A 17,526-nucleotide genomic window follows, 5' to 3' on the forward strand; every position below is an offset into this window, starting at 1 on the left:
TCATGTAAAAGTGAGCTCTCGCAGGAAGTTACAAAGCCTTATGAGGGCTAGGAACCCAGGTCCGCGAGTCGAGCCTCTTCGTCAGCCTGTATGCAGGAGTCGATAACGGGCCAAGGGCTCCGTCCATCACCGCGTCAAGGTTGTAAGCCTTAAAACCGGTGCGGTGATCCGCGATGCGGTTCTCTGGGAAATTGTAGGTTCGGATGCGCTCAGAACGATCCATCGTGCGGATCTGGCTCGAGCGGTGTGCGCTCGCCTCGGCCGCGGCCTCTTCTTGCTTGCGGGCAAGCAAGCGGGCACGCAGCACGCGCATGCCAGCCTCGCGGTTCTGCAACTGCGACTTCTCGTTCTGCATGGCCACAACAATGCCGGTCGGAATGTGCGTGATGCGCACGGCGGAGTCGGTGGTGTTTACGGACTGCCCACCAGGACCGCTTGAGCGGTACACATCGATCTTGAGGTCGTTCTGCGCGATGTCGACCTCTTCGGGGGCGTCCACCTCGGGGTACACGAGCACACCCGTCGTCGAGGTGTGAATGCGACCCTGCGACTCGGTCACTGGCACACGCTGCACGCGGTGCACACCACCCTCGTACTTCAGGTGTGCCCAGACGCCCTGCGAGGGTCAGTCGCGTTCGACTTGATCGCGATCTGCACGTTCTTGTAGCCACCAAGATCGCTCTCGTCTTTCTCGAGAATCTCGGTCTTCCACCCCTTGGACTCGGCGTAATACATGTACATGCGCAGCAGGTCCGCTCCGAACAGCGCCGACTCGGCGCCACCCTCACCGCCCTTAATCTCAAGAATCACGTCGCGCGCATCATCAGGGTCGCGCGGGATCAGCAGTCGACGGACCCTCTCCTGTGCTTCAGCGAGCGAATGTTCAAGCTCGGGGATTTCCTCGGCAAACGCCTCGTCTTCTTTTGCAAGTTCGCGCGCGGCCTCGAGGTCTTCGCCAAGTTGCTGCCAGTTCTCGTGTGCAGCCTTGATTTTACTCAACTCGGCATAGCGCCGGTTGACCTTCTTCGCGCGTGCGGCGTCTGCGTGCAGCGCGGGATCGGCGAGCTCTTCCTGCAGTTGAGCATGCTCTGCGAGCAGAGTATCGACCTGTTCAAACATTGGTGGCCTCTCTCGTTCTCAGCTTAAGAGAGTCGCCCTGAGCGCTGAATGTCAGCGAGCAGCGCAGCGTTCGAGGATGCGGCACGAACACGCTCAAGCACTTTGGCCGAAGCACCGTTCTCGGCAAGGGCAAGCCGCACTGTACCGAGAGCCTTCGCTTCTTCTTGACCAAGCATCGCGCTGGCGTGCTGGGTGTGTGATGCCGCAATGTCGACCACCGGGGCCTGTCCCATGGCGGTCTCAACAAAACGAATCTCGCTATTGACTACCTGACGAACCTCGCGCAGCAGTGCCTTATCGGAGTCGACCTTGGTCTTGGTGAGCGCGGTTGCGAGGATTGTGAGCGATCCACCGTTCTCGACATTACGAGCAGCAGACAGCAGACGCTTGATCTGGCCAAGCGCGTATTCGTCAGCGGACTCACTCGTGCCACGACCGCCACCGGGCTGGGTCTGCGCGTAAGCCCGAGCCAGGCGGTTGAGCGAGTCAAACAGAATAACGACGTCGTGGCCAAGTTCAACAAGGCGGCGTGCGCGATCCACCGCAAGTTCAGCAATCGTCGTGTGGTCTTCAGCCGAACGATCGAACGTCGCAGCGATCACTTCACCGCGGATCGTGCGCTGCAACTGTGTAACCTCTTCTGGCAACGCGTTGGAGAGCACCATCATCAGGTGAGCATCGGGCTTGTTCTCGGTAACGGCTGCAGAGATCTCGTCGAATACGCGGGTTGCCGGAATCTGAGCGGGCAGAATGAGTAGCCCGCGCTGGCCAAGACCAATCGGTGCAACGAGGTCGATGCTGCGCCCGATCATCTGGTGCGGAGTCAGTTCCATGCGCAGGCGCTCCTGCGGGAAGATGGGCGTCATATCTGCAATGTCGACGCGTTTCTCGTCTGCGTCAACGGCACGTCCGTTGATCGAGTCAACCTTGACGATCGCGTTGTACTTCTGACGGCTGCTGCCCTCACCCTCGCGCGGCTGACGGATCGAACCGACCACAGCGTCACCGCGGCGCAGGCTGTACTTCTTCACCTGACCCAGCGAAACGTAGACGTCGCTTGTGCCGGGCAGGTAACCGCTCGTGCGCACAAACGCGTAGTTGTCGAGCACGTCGAGGATACCCGCGATCGGCAGCAGCACGTCGTCTTCTGCGATCTCGGGCTCGAAATCATCGCCCTGGCCGCGGCGCTTGCGGTCACGCTGGCGGGTGCGGCTTGAGCGCGTCGCGCTCTCGTCCGTTGCTTTGTCAGCGTTGCGGCTCGCGCTACCATTACGGTTACCGTTCTGGCCCTGGTTGCGGTTCTTGGAGTCGTCTGACTCGCCTGCGTTCTGTTCTGCGTCGGCAGCGGGAGCGTCAGCCTCAGTCTTCTGACCGCGACCGCGACGATTGCGGGTACGACCGTTCTCAGAGGCAGCGTCGACCTGCGACTCGTTGGAGTCGCCCTTGGAAGCCGCAGCTTCGCCCTCCGTGTCAGACGTGGCAGCCTGAGCCTTGTCGGCACCTTCGGTATTCTGCGCAGCCTCGGTAGTCTCGGCTGCATCTGCAGCGGGAACTTCAGCCTGCACGCGGCGACCGCGAGTGCGGCGCGCGGGAGCGGCTGGAGCTTCTGTGACCTCTGCAGCGGCTGCGGGGTCAGCGGGAGTTTCAGCGGCGGGAGCCTCAACAGGCGTTGCAGCTTCAGCGGCGGGCTCAGCGGGAGCCTCAACAGCCTTCTTACGCGCACGAGTCACCCGCTTCTTCGGAGCCTCCTCAGCCGCAGGCGCAGCCTCAGCCGCAGGCGCAGCCTCCGCAGCCTCCGCAGCCTCCTCAGCGGCAGGCTCAGCGGGAGCCTCAACAGCCTTCTTACGCGCACGAGTCACCCGCTTCTTCGGAGCCTCCTCAGCCGCAGGCGCAGCCTCCGCAGCAGGCGCAGCCTCCGCAGCAGGCGCAGCCTCCGCAGCAGCGGGCTCAGCGGGAGCCTCGGCAGCAGGAGTTCCTGCGGACGCCGTCGCGCGACGCGACGTACGGCGGCGCGTGGGAGCTGCTTCAGTTGTCTCTCCGTTCTCCGCCGCGGGAGTGGCATTTGTATCTTCGGTAGTTTGTTCCATGGTTTTCTTCCTCTCGGAACGCCGCCAGAAGAAAGCACTCACTCGGCTTCTCCTCCAGACGGGGTGCACAGATGTGCGTCGGGATCACCGAGCTAATAGTCGGTGAGGAAAACGATTCACCACCCTGAGCGTCAAACAAACACCACATACGTGGAGTTCTTCGCTCTCGCTGACGCCGCCCCAGTGAGGGTTGGCACACAACTCATCTTGAGTGCGCAGCTACGCGGGAATCGTCTCCACTGTAGCACCCTTGGAGTCAACCGCAAGCAGCAAAACCCGCCAGTCGTCTGCACGAGCGGCAACCAGGTCGGCCGCGGCTAGGCGCTCGGCCGGCCCGTTTGCCAGCACCAGCACTGACGGTCCGGCGCCTGAGACAACCGCGGGGTACCCGGCTGCACGCAGCTCAGAAATGAGATCTCGCGTCGGTGGCATGGCCTCACCGCGATAGTTCTGGTGCAGGCGATCCTCGGTTGCTTCAAGCAACAACTCGGGGCTCTGCGTCAGCGCGGCAATCAGCAACGCTGATCTCGACACGTTGAACACCGCGTCCTCGTGAGGCACCTGCTTCGGCTGCAGGCTGCGCGCGAGCGCGGTCGACATCGTAAAGCTGGGAACGAGCACAAGCGGGAAGACTCCACGATGCACCATGAGTCGCTTGAATTTAGGGCCAGTTTCGTTTGTCCAGGCAATTGTGAGCCCGCCGAAGAGTGCCGGGGCGACGTTGTCGGGGTGCCCCTCAAGTTCGGTTGCAAACGCAAGCAGTTCTTCTTCGCTCAGCACGAGGGGCTGATCCGGCTCGCTTTCGAGCAACCCCTTTGCGATCATGACACCCGAGACGATGGCGGAACCCGAGGATCCCATGCCACGGCCGTGCGGAATGCGATTGTGGGCAGAGATGTTGAGCCCGGGCATGTCGCGCCCCAGACGCTCGAACACGTGGGCGGTGGCACGCACCACAAGGTTCGTCTCGTCGGTGGGCACCTCCCCTCACCAACGCCCGTCACGGTGACGGTGGCCCCGGGTGTGTCGCGGGTGGTCGCGGTCAGCTCGTCACCGTAGGCGAGCGCGATGCCGAGTGTGTCGAAACCGGGTCCGAGGTTCGCGCTTGTCGCGGGAACGTAGGTTTTGACGGTGCGAGGGGCGCTCATGCCTGGCCCTCGAGACGCAGCATGCTGGTCACTCCAACAACGAAGCTGCTTGCGCGCAGCGCCTCTACTGTGGCGGCAAGATCGGCCTCGCGTGCGACGTGGGTGCCGATCACCAGTGTTGCCTGGCCAGCGGTGTCTTCGGCAACGGACTGGGTCACGCTCGCCGCGGAGACACCGTGCTCGGCCAGAATACCGGCGATAGCCGCAAGAACACCGGGCTGATCCTGCACATCAAGCATGATCTGATAGGCGGTACTCACCTCACCAACCGGCAGGATCGGGAGTTCAGCGTGCAGCGATCCGGGTAGACCAGGCCCGCCGATCACGTGGCGTCGTGCAGCTGAGACGAGATCCCCCATCACGGCCGATGCCGTCTCGGCACCACCGGCACCGGCACCGTAGAACATCAGTTCACCGGCGGCCTCGGCCTCAACAAACACCGCGTTTTTGCCACCGTGCACGGCAGCAAGCGGGTGATCGCGATTGATCAGTGCCGGGTAGACGCGCGCGGATACTCCGTCGGTGCCATCGGCAGAGGTGATGCGCTCAGCGATCGCGAGCAGCTTAATCACGTAGCCAGCCTGCTTTGCAGTCTCAACCTGGGCCAGGGTGATACTTGCGATCCCCTCGCGGTACACGGCTTCGACCGGCACCTCAGTGTGGAACGCGATGCTCGCGAGGATCGTAGCCTTCTGCGCCGCGTCGTAACCCTCAACGTCAAGAGTAGGATCTGCCTCGAGGTAGCCAAGCTCGGCGGCCACTCGCATGGCGTCTTCGGCGCTGTCACCGAAGCGATCCATGCGGTCGAGAATGTAGTTCGTTGAGCCGTTGACAATGCCGAGCACGCGGGTGATGTGGTCGCCAGCGAGGCTTTCGCGCAGCGGGCGCAGGATTGGGATCGCCGCGGCGACCGCTGCCTCGTACGAGAGTTGCGCGCCGACCTGCTCGGCGGCATCCGCGAGCTCGCGCCCGTGCGCGGCAAGCAGCGCCTTGTTTGCAGTGACAACATCAGCGCCTCCCTGCAGCGCCTCAAGAATCAGCGTCTTGGCTGGTTCGATGCCGCCCATCAGCTCGATGACAATGTCGGCGCTCTGCACGAGCCGCTCGGCGTCAGTCGTGAAGAGTTCCCGCGGCAGATCTACGTCGCGCGGAGCATCGATGTTACGCACTGCGATGCCGGCGAGCGTCAGCCTGGCCCCGGCGCGAGCGGCAAGCTCGTCACCATGCTCCAGGATCAGCCTGGCCACCTGAGCACCAACCGAGCCACAGCCCAGCAGCGCCACACGAAGGTCGCGGTATCCGTTCAATTCGTTTCTCCGTTCTTCAACCAGCATCTGAACTCAGACGCTCTGCGTAAGTAAAATCAGACGCTTCGTGCGAGTAAATCGTCTTCGGTCTCGCCGCGCACGATCACGCGGGCTTCGCCGTCGCGCACCGCAACAACCGGTGGGCGGGCACATAGTTGTAGTTGCTCGCGAGCGACCAGCAGTAGGCACCGGTCGTGGCGACCGCGAGGGTATCGCCGGGCTGCACGTCGCCGGGCAGCACATCACGCTGCACCACAACGTCGCCGGACTCGCAGTGTTTGCCGACGACCCGCACGAGCGCCGGGGCGGCATCGCTGACACGGTTCGCGATGCGCACCTGGTAATCGGCACCGTAGAGGGCAGGGCGCGCGTTGTCACTCATGCCGCCGTCGACGCTCACATATAGACGCTCAGCAAAGTCACGCTCGGCAGGATCCTGTTCGGCGTCACTTCCAGCAAGTTGCACTGGCTTCGTCGTGCCAACCGTGTAGAGCGTAACGCCAGCTTGCCCAATGACTGCGCGGCCCGGTTCAAAGGCGAGCTTCGGCAGGGCGATGCCGAGATCCTGTGCGCTCTGCGCCACAATGTCAGCAAGCTCGCGGGCGATCACGGCGACCTCGGGGGCGTTGTCGGCCTCGTCGCTGGTGTACGCGATACCAAAGCCGCCACCCAAGTTGAGCTCAGGGATCGGGCGACCAGCAATCTCGGCGAGCTCGCCGTAGACGCTGAGCAGGCGACGGGCAGACTCGCGAAAGCCCTCCGTTGCAAAAATCTGGGAGCCAATGTGGCAGTGCAGGCCAACAAAGTCGAGACTGCTGTGGTTCAGGATCGCGCGCACCAGGCGCGGCGCTTCGCTGAGGGGCTGGCCGAACTTCTGATCCTCGTGTGAGGTCGCGAGGAACGCATGTGTCGACGCGTGCACGCCGCTGTTGACGCGCAAACGGACCCGCTGCACACGGCCGGCCGCGGCAGCCGCCTCGGCGACGCGCTCGGTCTCTATCTCACTGTCGATCACAATCGTGCCGACGCCCGCTTTGACTGCGCGGGCGATTTCTTCAACCGACTTGTTGTTGCCGTGGAAGCCGATCCTCGCGGGATCAACCCCTGCTTTGAGCGCAACCGCGAGCTCGCCGCCGCTCGCAACATCGATGGCGAGACCTTCCTCAGCCATCCAGCGTGCAACCTCAACACACAGGAACGCTTTGCTGGCGTAGTACACGGTGGCCTCGGTGCCGACACGACGAGCCTCAGACTGTAGCGCTTCACGAATCTCGCGTGCGCGGGCGCGGGCCGCGTCTTCGTCAACCACATAGAGCGGTGAGCCGAACTGCTGCGTCAACTCGGTTGCGCGAATGCCGCCAAGCTTCAACTGCTGGCATTCGCGGCCACGCCGTGCGGTTGGCGGAAACACGCGCGGGTCGATGGTGTTGGGGTCGTTTGCGAGTTGGACCTGATTGGCTTCAAGAGTCATTGTTTGTGTTTCCTTGGGTGGGATCCCATAATCTCGGCAAGGCAACGCGCTCAGTGCACTGTTTGTGCGGCGCAGAATTTGGCGAGCGGACCCGGATTGGCCCCTGAAGCCGTGCGAACACGGGGGTCACCCGCGGTCGAACGAAATAATTCTAGTGGATGCTGAGCCCAGACCTGGGAATATGAATAGGTGAAGGGTGTCTAGCGTTTGATGACAAAGGGCCGCAGGTTGAGTGGCTTACCGTCGACAGCTGGTTCTCGCCCCGCCACGAGATCCGCGAGCACCTCACCAGTAACAGGCCCCAATGACAACCCGTGCATGTTGTGTCCAGCCGCAACCAGCACCTCGGGGCGGTTCGGGATCGCGCCCAGCAGCGGCATGCCGTCGGCGGTCATGGGCCTCGCTCCGACCCACTCGTCGGTGCGGTGCTGCCAGTCGGCACCGGTGATGAGGCCGCTCGCAGCGCGAGTGAGCACGTCAATTTGGTCAGCATTGAAGCGGTCAGGGCGACCGTCAAACTCCATCATCCCCACGACTCGCAGTCTGTCGTGCATCGGAATCACAACGCAGTGACGGTCAATAGAGTGCACGAGCGTCTGCGGCATTCGCTCCACGGGAACGGTGTAGCTGTATCCCTTGCCCGACACAATGCTTGTGCTGCGCACGCCCGAACGCTTCAATATCGGCGTTGTCCATGCGCCCGCCGCAACGATGACGCGATCACCGCTCACACTCACCTCAGCACCCGAGGCATTTTCGCAGACAATACTCGCCCCTTTGCCAAGGCGCAGCGCGGTCATACCGGTGTGCACCTCGGCTCCAGCAGCAGTGACATGACGGATCAGGCTAGCCACAAATGTAACGGGATCCAAGGATCGTTCGGCTGGCAACATGAACCCGGCCCGGATGCCGGGGGCAACTGTTGGTTCTGCGGCGCGCAGAGCCGAACCCCGCAGGATCGGCTCTGGTTCTTCGCCCCAGCCCTTCCGGGCTCTGCGGCGATACTTCTCGTGTGCTGCGAGCAGTTCGCCCTCGTCAGAGCAGGTCATCAGATACCCCTCGCTGCCGCCAGAGGTATCGATCCCGTCAGCAGTCATACGATCCAACGCGGGAAAAATGCCGTGAGCAAACTGCGCGAGCGCAGCCGCACCGTGAGCAGAGCGTTTCTGAGAAGAGGCCCGCAGAAAACCAAGACCAAATCCTGCAAGCTGCGGCAGTTTGAGAGGGGCGATAGAGAGGTAAGAGGATCGAGTGAAAACCCCAACGGTGACATCGCGGGCCGTGTGCGGTGAGGCGAGCGGCGCAACCTGCTGCGGGGTGAGTTCACCAGCATTGCCGGTGGCGGCACCGCTGCCGAGCTTGTCACGCTCGATAATTGTGACGCGGTGCCCCTCACGGAGCAGTGCGTACGTCGCGCTCAGCCCAATCAATCCGCCGCCAACGATAACCACGTGCTGGGAGCCCAACTTGTTCATGTTCGTTCCTTTCAGCGAGTGATGCCCGCAGTAATAATGCTTTCGGCCCATTCGCGCACCCACGCCTCGCTCGTCGTTGCTCCCTCGGTGCACACAGCGAGCACTTCAGCCTGCTCACGACCCGGGCGTATAAACCAGGCAACATCGTGCCGCATGCCGGTAACCCATCCGCTCTTCGATCCCCAGTCCGCAAGATGCATCCCTGCGAGTGTTCCCTCATGACTCACGATGAACGGAAAGCGCTGTTTACGCAGATGCATCAAGAGCAGCGAGGTGCTCTCCGGTGTGAGCACCCGGGCAGTAAGAATCGCGTGCAGCATCACTGCGAGGTCACGAGCAGTCGTTTCGATCGTGAGTCCCGCGTTTCGTGCTGAGTAGTCGCAGATCAACCGCCCCATGCGCGAGTTGCGTCCACCCAACTGCTGAAGGGCTCCATTCACCGCGCTGAGACCCACCAACTCCGCGAGCATATTGGTGCCCTCGTTCGAGGACCACTCGATCATGCGCTCCAAGCATTCCCCGAGCGAAACTGGGGTGTTCTGCGCGGGAAATCCCTCGTCGACCTCGCCAGCGGGAAAACCAAAGTCGGGGGCACCCGTCACAGCACTGGCAAAGCGATGCTGGCTCGGCAACACGGTTGTCAGCAACAGCTCACCACAATCGACTCTCTGCAGCACAGCCACCGCGACTCCAAGTTTCAGCGTGCTCGCTGCGTAGTAGACGCGGTCGCTATCGCGCTCGCTGAGCAGGCGTCCGTCGCTATCCAGATGACAAAAACTGGTGTGTGTCACCCCAGCACCTCTAGCCGGGGCTGCTGCGCATCAGCGACGAGTTTCGCCTGCACGCCAAGCGGCACGCAGTCAACGCCAAACCCGTGCCCGAAGGGCAGACCCCACACGAGCGGGATGCCAAGCGGAACCAGCAGTTCTTCGGCGAGCGCACGAATCTCGGGCAGCGGACTGCACTCGTGCCAGGTGCCAAGAACGATTCCGGCAGCCCCTTCAAAGTACCCAGATCGCAGCAGATTCACGAGAAAGCCGTCGATCCGATACGTCTGTTCTGAGACATCCTCGATCAACACGATCCTCCCCTTCGCGCTACGCCCGCCCGGGCGCGAACCCGTGGTCATTGCGAGCAAGCTGAGGTTTCCACCCGTGAGCGTCCCCTCGCCGACGCCCTGAACCATCGTGTCTGCGCCTGGGGCAGACAGCGTCTTCCCTCGTGTCGGCAAAAATAGCGAGCGTTTCAGCGCCGTGATATTGCGAGGATCATCCATCAGTTCGCCGGTCCCAAGCATGGGCGCAAACCACGTCGCAACGCCGAGTTCACGCTCCCAGAACTCGTGCAGCGCGGTGATATCGGAAGAGCCGATCAGGGGTTTGGGGCGCGCCGCCCGAAGCGCCCCGACGTCAAGCAGGTCGAGCAGCCTCACAGCACCGTAACCTCCGCGCATGCAGAACACCGCGGCAAGGGAGTCGTCAGTGTAGGCACGCATCAGGTCTGCCGCGCGCTGCTCGTCACTGCCCGCCAGATAACTACCAGCCCGCGGGTGCGTGTCGAGCGCATGCTCCCCCACCACCGGCACAAGACCCCAACTCTCAACGAGAGCAATAGCCTCGCGCATCCGGTCAGCAGGAACCGCGCTTGAGGGCGTGACCAGACCGACTCGGTCACCCACTTGCAGGGGCCGGAGCCCCGGGGAACCGTGCGGGTGATCCCCCGCAGTGTGTGCAGCACTCATTCGTTACTCAACTTCCTCAACCTCGACCTCGCGCAGTTCTCGGGACGGCACCACCGAGAGCAGCTTTCGGGTGTACTCGTGCTGTGGATCAAGCAGCACGTCTTCAACCGTCCCGTGCTCAACAATCTCGCCCCGATACATCACCGCGACACGATCAGCGATGTTCCAGGCAAGACCAAGGTCGTGCGTAATCACGAGCGCCCCGAGCCCCAGTTCACACCGCAATCGCAAGAGCAGCGCGAGCACACCAGCGCGCACTGAGGCGTCGAGGCTTGCAACCGGCTCATCGGCAACAATGAACTCCGGCCTCAGGGCAAGCGCCCCGGCAATCACGACCCGCTGACGCTGCCCTCCAGATAGCTCCTGCGGAATCGCTTGGAAATACTTTTCTGGTGGGGTCAGTTCAGCATCTGCAAGCGCCTGCGCAACGATCTCACGTTCGTCGCCCCGCATGCGGTGCAGCCTCGGCCCTCAGCAACCGCTTCGTAGACGCTCTGTTTCGGGTTCAGCGCGGCCGAGGGGTCTTGAAGCACAAATTGCACCCGACGACGGTAGGCTTTGAGATCTTTTCGTCGTGTTGGCAGAGGTTTTGAGCGATACATGAGTTCACCGGAGGTAGGCTCCTGCAGCCCGAGCACTGTACGCGCGAGCGTCGTTTTTCCAGATCCTGACTGCCCAACGAGGGCGATAATCTCGCCCGGGCGGCACGTAAGGTTCACATCTTTTACGGCCGCATGCGCACGCTCACCTCGACCAAACGTGACGGTCAGGTCTCGCGCCGCGATCACGGCGTCCTCGAGCGAGAGCAGCGTGGTCGGAGTTGCCGACACCGCAGCGGGCTCTGGCATCTCGCGGGATCCGGGGCCCTCAGGTCCGGGGGCATCGGGTGCGGTGTAGCTGGGCAATGAGAGCCTCGACGACCAGTCACCAATCGTGGGGAAAGCCGCAGCAAGCGCCTGCGTGTGCGGGTGCTTCGGTGCTGTCATCACCTCGTGCGAGGGGCCCTGCTCAACGATCTGCCCCTGCTGCATGACCACAATCTGCTCGCACGTTGCCGCGAGAACAGACAGGTCGTGACTGATCATGATGAGCGAAAGACCGCGCTCCCGAACCTTCTCTTTGAGTAGGTTGAGGATCTGATCCTGCACAATCACGTCGAGCGCGGTTGTCGGCTCATCGGCAATCAGAATCTCGGGTTCACAGGCGAGCGCGAGTGCAATCATGACGCGCTGCTTCTGCCCACCCGAGAGTTCGTGCGGGTACGAGCGCGCTTTGAAACGGGGTAGATCAACTTGCTGCAGCAGTTCCACGACACGGCGATCACGCTCCGCCGCTTCACTGTACTTCTTACGTGCGCCCGTCGCGTGCAGCATGAGCGCCTCAGCGATTTGGTCGCCGATGCGCTGCACCGGGTTCAAGGAGTGCATCGCCCCTTGAAACACAATTGCGGCTTCGGTCCAGCGAACTGCACGCAGACGCCCCAGCTCATCTCCGCAATCGATTCGTCGCCGAGCATAATGCGACCCTCAATTTTGGCGTTCGGTGGCAGCAAACGCAGCACACTCATTGCGAGCGTTGACTTGCCGCACCCGGAAGCCCCAGCAAGGCCGATCGTTGAGCCGACCGGCACGTCAAGATTTACTCCGCGCACGGCCTCTACACGACCGCGCTCTCCCTGCTCGTGAGTGGAGTAGCTGATCCGCACATTCTCAAATTTCAGATTCGGCATTATCGACCTCGCAGAGTTGGGTTGACCACGGCTTCAAGCGCGCGGCCGGCGAGTGTAAAGGAAAGCACCACAATCACAATGGCGATGCCTGGCGGGAGCACAAACCACCAGTACCCCGCGGTCGCGGCCCCGGTATCAAGCGCCATCTTCAGCATCGACCCCACGAGATCGTGGACGGGTCGCCGAGGCCCAGAAAGGACAGCGTCGACTCAGAAATAATCGCTGAACCAACGGTCAGCGTGGTGTTGGCAAGCACGAGAGGCATCACGGCAGGAAGCACGTGTTTCCACAGGATGTGGCCGTCGCCAGCACCGAGCGCCCAGGAACGCTCAATGTAGCCGCGAGACTCGACCGTGAGCGTCTGTGACCTCACGAGACGCGCGGTCGACGCCCACGAGGTCACCCCGATCGCGATGATGATTGTTGTCACCCCGCCCCAGCACGCTGGAGAGCACAATCGCGAGCACGAGTGACGGAACCACAAGGAAGAAATCCACGATGCGCAGCAGAATTGCTTGGGTCGCCCCGTGAAAGTGACCAGCCGCCATGCCAACTGCCGTACCGATCACCATCGAAACGAGCGTCGCCGCAAACCCAACAAGCATCGAGGCCCTGCCACCCCACACGAGCATGGCGAGTACACTGCGGCCCGAGGGATCGGTACCGAGCAACATTCCGTTGCCGGGCGGTTGGTTCTGCGCGTTGCTGAGCTTCGTGACGTCGAGGGTTTCGGCGGGAAAGAGCACCGGAGCAAACACCGCAAGCGCAATCACCGCGGTGAGGATCACAAGTCCCACAACACCCGAGCGGTGCGTTGCGAACTCCCTCCACACTTCTTTGAGCCGCGCACGCCGCCTGGCAGCAGCGACGTTTCTGACGCGACGAGGGGGCGTCGCGTGTTGTTTCTGTGTTGCCATCTGTGTCATGCTGCACGCAACCTTGGGTCGAGAAGTCGATACACGATGTCGGCGACGAAGTTCATCACAATAACGATCGAGGAGAACACCACGAAGGTGCCCTGGAGCACGGGGAAGTCGGGGGCTCCGAGCGCCTGAAAGGTGAGATAGCCGAGACCCGGCCAAGAGAACACTGTCTCAACAGACACACCGCCGCTGATGAGCCCACCAATCGCTAAGAACACGAGTGTTACCGTCGGCAACAGAGCATTCGGTACCGCGTGTTTACGTCGCACCTTGTCTTCGTTCAGACCTTTCGCGCGAGCGGTCGTGAGGTAGTCGGAGGTCATCTCTTCGAGCAGTGAGGCGCGCATGACCAAGAGGTACTGCGCGTAGACCACAGCCGCCATTGTGATAGCCGGCAACACCATGTGGTGAGCGACGTCGAGAACCATACGCAACCCCGTGTAGTCGGATCCCGCAGTCACCATGCCACCCGAGGGGAACCAGTTGAGTCCACCGGCGAAGGCGAGCAGCAGCAGCAGACCCAGCCAAAACGTCGGCACCGACCACAGCGTCAGGGCAATGCCCGTGTGCGTGCGGTCAAAGAGGCTGCCGCGACGCCAGGCGGATCGCTGCCCGAGCCACAACCCGAGCGTAATCGAGAGCAAAAACGCAGTGCTGGTCAGCAGCAGTGTGGGCCCGATGCGGTCGGCGATGAGCTGCGATACAGGCTCGTTATAGATGTAGGAGTAGCCGAGGTTACCGGTCAATAACTCGGTGAGGTAACGCCAAAACTGCGCGAGGAGGGGCTGATCAAGCCCCATCTCGCTGCGCAATATATCGAGCTGCTCGGGGCTCACACGTGTTCCCTGTGTGAGCGAGCGTGCAGGATCGCCGGGCAGGATCCTGAATGCAAAGAATCCGAGCAGCACCACCATCACGAGCGAGATGGCTGCACCACCGGCCTTCGCAGCAATGTATCTCGCCCAGGACGCCCCTGTCGTGGTTCGTCAATGTCAATGGTGATCACGTCGGTGGTGGCACCCACCGGGGTGCCACCCGATTGGGGAGAGCCGTTTGCTCCCCCATCAGCGCTGGAGTGGTCATTGATGCTACTCCCGGTCGTCAGTCTGTGAGCGACGGCGCGCAAAGATAATCACACCGCCGAGCACTACAACCGCGGCAACGCCTCCGATGATCCACCAGGTTGCCGATCCGCCGCCGCTCTCGGAGCCTGTTGCCTCAAGCGGTTCCATCGAGTAAACGCCCCATGGGCCGTTCTGGCGCAAGAACACACCGTCTTTCGCGGGCTGCAGCTGCGGCGCTGAGAAGCGGTCAGAGCGGTAAGCCTGCAGCTTAGCGTCGTAGTACATGATGTTATTGACGGCGGCGTCGTACTTCAGCTTCTGCATGTCAATGACGATCTCCGCGCGTTTGTCGGAGTCGGTTTCTGCACGCTGCTGGGCATACAGCTTGTCAAACTCTGGGTCACACCAGTTCGATTCGCTCGTTGATCCTGAACCGTCTGCGTTCGGGCGCGAGCTGCACAGGTTAATCGACATCATGTAGTCGGGATCGGGGCCCATGCCCCAGCCCGTGAAGTACATGTCATAGCGGCCGAGCACCGACTCGTCGTTGACCTGAGCGTCGGAGAGCATTGAGATCTTCGTTTGAATGCCGATTTCTTCGAGCCATGGACCAATAAAGTCAGCAACCTGCTGGTGGCTGGAACTCGAGGAACGCCCCATAATGCGCAGTTCGATGGGTGTGCCAGTTTTGTCGAGACGCTGCCCGTCGGCGTTGAGTCTGTATCCGGCGTCGTCAAGCATCTTCTTTGCGGCGTCGGGGTCGTAAGCGAGTGGAAGGTCTTGAGGCGCGCTGTCCCAGTGGAACTTCGCAAAGATCGGTGGCACCGTGCCAGTGCCGGGTAGACCTCGCCCGAAAGAAATCTTTTCGCGGATCGTCTCATTATCGATGGCACGCACGATTGCCTGGCGCACAACCTTGTCTTGTAGCACGGGGTTGCCGTCGCCGAGGTATTTTCCGTCAATGTCTTTCGCCCCGGGGTTGATCGCCAAGGCCGAGAAGGAGTTTCCGTTCGCAACAAGTGTCGTAATGCCCTCAGCCCCCTGCAGCGACTCGTACTGCGCATTTGTGAGATCACGCATCATGTCGATCTCGTTGGTTTTGAGGGCTTGCACCGCTGCGTCGGTGTTCTTGTAGGGCACCCAAACCAGGCGATCAATCTTTGCTTTACCCTGACGGTAGTTGGGGTTGGCCTGCATGGTGACGCCGCTGGTCTTCGAAGACTCGACAATTGTGAACGGGCCCGATCCCACAACATCTTTGGTGTTCTCGTACGCGGCCGGATCATCAATCTTTTCCCAGACGTGACTGGGCACAATCGGGAGATCAGCGCCGGGATTGGGGGCCTGCGGAGTCTTCATCTTCATGACCACGGTCTCGTCATCGGGTGCTTCCACGGTGTCAATGTTCTCGACTAGAGGCCCTTCGAGGTCTTGAGGGAGTCGTTGTCTTGAATCGCTTTGATTGTCCAAATGACATCGTCTGCCACGATTGGTTCGCCGTCAGACCACTTTGCACCGGGCTCGAGATGGAACGTCCATTCGGTGCCGGGCTCGTTCACCTCCCATGACTCTGCGATGGCGGGAGACTCGGCGTAATCCTCGGCCGCCCAGGCAACGAGTGGCTCGTAGTTGTACTTCAGCAGGTCGTCGCCAACCGACAGCACATTGATAAACGGGTTCAGCGAGTCAATATCGCCGATCAGGGCGATGCGCGCCTGTGAGCTATCAGCGGCCGTTGCCGCAGTTGCCGCAACCGTCGAGCTCAGAGCGAGTGCGCTCGCACCGATAATCGCCAACGTCGCTCGCGAGAACCCTCGCAGTCGCGCACTACCGGTTTTTGTAAGTGTTACTTTCAACATCCACTCCCTTGTGCTTATGTTTCATAACTTGCGAATCTCAATTTCGAGAAAAGCGGGCCACCTGCAAGAATCATGTCGCACTAACTCAATAAAATCAACAACTATCTTCCGCGAGCGAGTATTGCTATCGTAACTCGAAATGCAATTTTATGATTCATAAAACTGGATTGTAAATTGCGCCATCGACCAACACCGGGAGCAACATGTCACAACCCAACACCGCACAGCGATTGAGCGCAGCGGAACTGTGCGCGCGCCTTATCCGCTTTGACACTTCTAATTACGGGGAGGGCCACAGCGCAGGCGAACGCGACATTGCCTCCTGGATTCACGCGTCACTCAAACACGCCGGATACGCACCCCAAATAGTGGGTCCCACACCAGCCCGAGCTTCGGTCGTGCTTCGCATCAACGGCAAGGATCGCTCCCTTCCAGCCTTGCTGGTTCACGCCCACACCGATGTCGTGCCGGTCGAACCATCGCAGTGGTCGGTGCCCGCGTTTGCAGGTCACATCTCAGACGGCTATGTGTGGGGCCGCGGGGCCGTAGACATGAAAGACATGGCGGCAATGACACTCAAGACGCTCCTGAATTGGGCCGAGAACGGGATCCAACCGCGTCGTGACATTGTCGTTTTATTTGTCGCAGACGAAGAATCCGGCGGAGAGTTTGGTGCCACCTGGCTCGTCGCGAACAGGCCAGAGCTGTTCGCTGGTGTCGAAGCCGCCATCGGCGAATCAGGCGGAGAAGCCATTCCGCTTGTCACTTCCTCTGGCGAAACCCGTCGTTTTTATCCCGTTGCCACCGCCGAGCGGGGCACTCTTCAGATACGCATTCATGCAACAGGCAAGGCTGGCCATGGTTCCAGACCCCAACCGGGGCACGCTCTGCAGCGAGTGATCGCGGCCTGCGACCGAGTGAACTCCTATGAGTGGCCGCTGCACCTTACTGGTACGGTGCGAGAGTACATAGAAACCATCGACCGCGCTCTCGGTAATTCGCCTGATCTGAGCGACGAAGAAGGAGTTACCTTGGCTATCCAACGCCTCGGCCCCGCTGGAGAGGTTGCACTGGCTACCACTCGCTGTACTGCAACAACGACCGTCATCAACGCGGGGGTTAAGGTCAATGTGATCCCAAGCCACGCGGAGGCCCAGCTCGACGTACGTTGTTTGCCCGGCACGGAGAACGAGGTCATTGCGGTGCTGGATCAGCTCGTTGGGGATGATGCCGAGTGGGAATTCCTCGCCAAACACTCACCGGTGAGTGCGCCGTATCCCTCGAGCTGGTTCGACGCAATGCGCGACGCAATCCAGTTCTATGATTCCGAAGCCATCGTTCCCCCGATGTGCATGGGCGGCGGAACTGACGCGAAAGCATTCGCCACACTAGGCATTTCTGGGTATGGTTTCGCACCACTCGCGATCGATTCAGAGGGGCGTCGCCCTTCTGGAATGCACGGTGCCGACGAACGCAACCCCGTCGAGTGCATTAATGGCGGACAAAAAATGCTTGAAAGGTTTTTGACGCGTGTCTGATCACCTCGAATCAGCCCAGCAGCAGCTCGCACTGCTCACACAAGAGCGCGTGGAACACGGGGTTG

13 protein-coding genes and 4 pseudogenes are annotated in these 17,526 nt (G+C 61.4%); 1 reads left to right on the plus strand and 16 read right to left on the minus strand.

Features of this window, described 5'->3' with window-relative positions; genetic code table 11:
• Positions 1-47: 47 nt before the first annotated feature.
• From prfA to G7066_RS11400, 16 genes and pseudogenes are all read right to left on the minus strand, one after another.
• Positions 48-1,119 (minus strand): annotated as a pseudogene (prfA, locus tag G7066_RS11345) (peptide chain release factor 1).
• A 23-nt stretch (positions 1,120-1,142) separates the two neighbouring features.
• Entirely contained in the window at positions 1,143-3,206 is a 2,064-nt protein-coding gene (gene rho, locus G7066_RS11350) for a transcription termination factor Rho (protein ID WP_166331182.1), read from the minus strand.
• A gap of 219 nt (positions 3,207-3,425) precedes the next feature.
• Positions 3,426-4,354, minus strand: a pseudogene (thrB, locus tag G7066_RS11355) (homoserine kinase).
• On the minus strand, positions 4,351-5,661 hold the full coding sequence (locus G7066_RS11360; protein ID WP_166331184.1) for a homoserine dehydrogenase: 1,311 nt from the start codon (positions 5,659-5,661) through the stop codon (positions 4,351-4,353). The pseudogene thrB and the gene G7066_RS11360 overlap by 4 nt, the downstream one beginning before the upstream one ends.
• Positions 5,662-5,717: 56 nt before the next feature.
• Positions 5,718-7,132: pseudogene (gene lysA, locus G7066_RS11365) on the minus strand (diaminopimelate decarboxylase).
• A 200-nt stretch (positions 7,133-7,332) separates the two neighbouring features.
• Positions 7,333-8,607, minus strand: a complete 1,275-nt coding sequence (locus tag G7066_RS11370) for an NAD(P)/FAD-dependent oxidoreductase (RefSeq protein WP_166331186.1) — start codon at positions 8,605-8,607, stop codon at positions 7,333-7,335.
• Between the two features lie 11 nt (positions 8,608-8,618).
• A complete protein-coding gene (locus G7066_RS11375; protein WP_166331188.1) occupies positions 8,619-9,398 on the minus strand; it encodes a serine hydrolase in 780 nt (259 codons plus the stop codon).
• Entirely contained in the window at positions 9,395-10,348 is a 954-nt protein-coding gene (locus tag G7066_RS11380; RefSeq protein ID WP_166331190.1) for a S66 peptidase family protein, read from the minus strand. The genes G7066_RS11375 and G7066_RS11380 overlap by 4 nt, the downstream gene beginning before the upstream one ends.
• A gap of 3 nt (positions 10,349-10,351) precedes the next feature.
• A complete protein-coding gene (locus tag G7066_RS16350; protein WP_244302945.1) occupies positions 10,352-10,801 on the minus strand; it encodes an ATP-binding cassette domain-containing protein in 450 nt (149 codons plus the stop codon).
• Entirely contained in the window at positions 10,747-11,775 is a 1,029-nt protein-coding gene (locus G7066_RS17070; RefSeq protein WP_280116162.1) for an ATP-binding cassette domain-containing protein, read from the minus strand. The genes G7066_RS16350 and G7066_RS17070 overlap by 55 nt, the downstream gene beginning before the upstream one ends.
• On the minus strand, positions 11,763-12,077 hold the full coding sequence (locus tag G7066_RS17075) for an ATP-binding cassette domain-containing protein (RefSeq protein ID WP_280116163.1): 315 nt from the start codon (positions 12,075-12,077) through the stop codon (positions 11,763-11,765). The genes G7066_RS17070 and G7066_RS17075 overlap by 13 nt, the downstream gene beginning before the upstream one ends.
• Positions 12,077-12,232: a hypothetical protein gene (locus tag G7066_RS16365; RefSeq protein ID WP_244302946.1), complete on the minus strand. Its 156-nt coding sequence runs from the start codon at positions 12,230-12,232 to the stop codon at positions 12,077-12,079. The genes G7066_RS17075 and G7066_RS16365 overlap by 1 nt, the downstream gene beginning before the upstream one ends.
• Entirely contained in the window at positions 12,226-12,450 is a 225-nt protein-coding gene (locus tag G7066_RS16370; protein ID WP_244302947.1) for an ABC transporter permease subunit, read from the minus strand. The genes G7066_RS16365 and G7066_RS16370 overlap by 7 nt, the downstream gene beginning before the upstream one ends.
• Positions 12,407-12,994, minus strand: a complete 588-nt coding sequence (locus G7066_RS16375; RefSeq protein ID WP_244302948.1) for an ABC transporter permease — start codon at positions 12,992-12,994, stop codon at positions 12,407-12,409. Before G7066_RS16375 ends, G7066_RS16370 begins: the two co-directional genes overlap by 44 nt.
• Before the next feature lie 5 nt (positions 12,995-12,999).
• Complete coding sequence (locus G7066_RS11395; RefSeq protein ID WP_166332044.1) at positions 13,000-13,914, minus strand: ABC transporter permease; 915 nt, start codon at positions 13,912-13,914, stop codon at positions 13,000-13,002.
• Positions 13,915-14,088: 174 nt separating this feature from the next.
• A pseudogene (locus G7066_RS11400) lies at positions 14,089-15,923 on the minus strand (ABC transporter substrate-binding protein).
• Between the two features lie 203 nt (positions 15,924-16,126).
• On the opposite strand from G7066_RS11400, the gene G7066_RS11410 reads away from it, so the two are divergent.
• Positions 16,127-17,461, plus strand: coding sequence for a M20/M25/M40 family metallo-hydrolase (locus tag G7066_RS11410; protein ID WP_166331196.1), 1,335 nt, complete (start codon positions 16,127-16,129; stop codon positions 17,459-17,461).
• Positions 17,462-17,526 lie beyond the last annotated feature (65 nt).

Source organism: Leucobacter coleopterorum (assembly GCF_011382985.1).
Taxonomy (GTDB): Bacteria; Actinomycetota; Actinomycetes; order Actinomycetales; family Microbacteriaceae; genus Leucobacter; species Leucobacter coleopterorum.

Coding starts and splice junctions, on each gene's coding strand:
- G7066_RS11380 (WP_166331190.1), bottom strand. CDS start 10,348: ATGAGTGCTGCACACACTGCGGGGGATCACCCGCACGGTTCCCCGGGG.
- G7066_RS17075 (WP_280116163.1), bottom strand. CDS start 12,077: ATGCCGAATCTGAAATTTGAGAATGTGCGGATCAGCTACTCCACTCAC.
- G7066_RS11370 (WP_166331186.1), bottom strand. CDS start 8,607: ATGAACAAGTTGGGCTCCCAGCACGTGGTTATCGTTGGCGGCGGATTG.
- G7066_RS11395 (WP_166332044.1), bottom strand. CDS start 13,914: ATGGTGGTGCTGCTCGGATTCTTTGCATTCAGGATCCTGCCCGGCGAT.
- G7066_RS16375 (WP_244302948.1), bottom strand. CDS start 12,994: ATGGCAACACAGAAACAACACGCGACGCCCCCTCGTCGCGTCAGAAAC.
- G7066_RS16365 (WP_244302946.1), bottom strand. CDS start 12,232: ATGCTGAAGATGGCGCTTGATACCGGGGCCGCGACCGCGGGGTACTGG.
- G7066_RS16350 (WP_244302945.1), bottom strand. CDS start 10,801: ATGCGGGGCGACGAACGTGAGATCGTTGCGCAGGCGCTTGCAGATGCT.
- G7066_RS17070 (WP_280116162.1), bottom strand. CDS start 11,775: ATGCACTCCTTGAACCCGGTGCAGCGCATCGGCGACCAAATCGCTGAG.
- rho (WP_166331182.1), bottom strand. CDS start 3,206: ATGGAACAAACTACCGAAGATACAAATGCCACTCCCGCGGCGGAGAAC.
- G7066_RS11410 (WP_166331196.1), top strand. CDS start 16,127: ATGTCACAACCCAACACCGCACAGCGATTGAGCGCAGCGGAACTGTGC.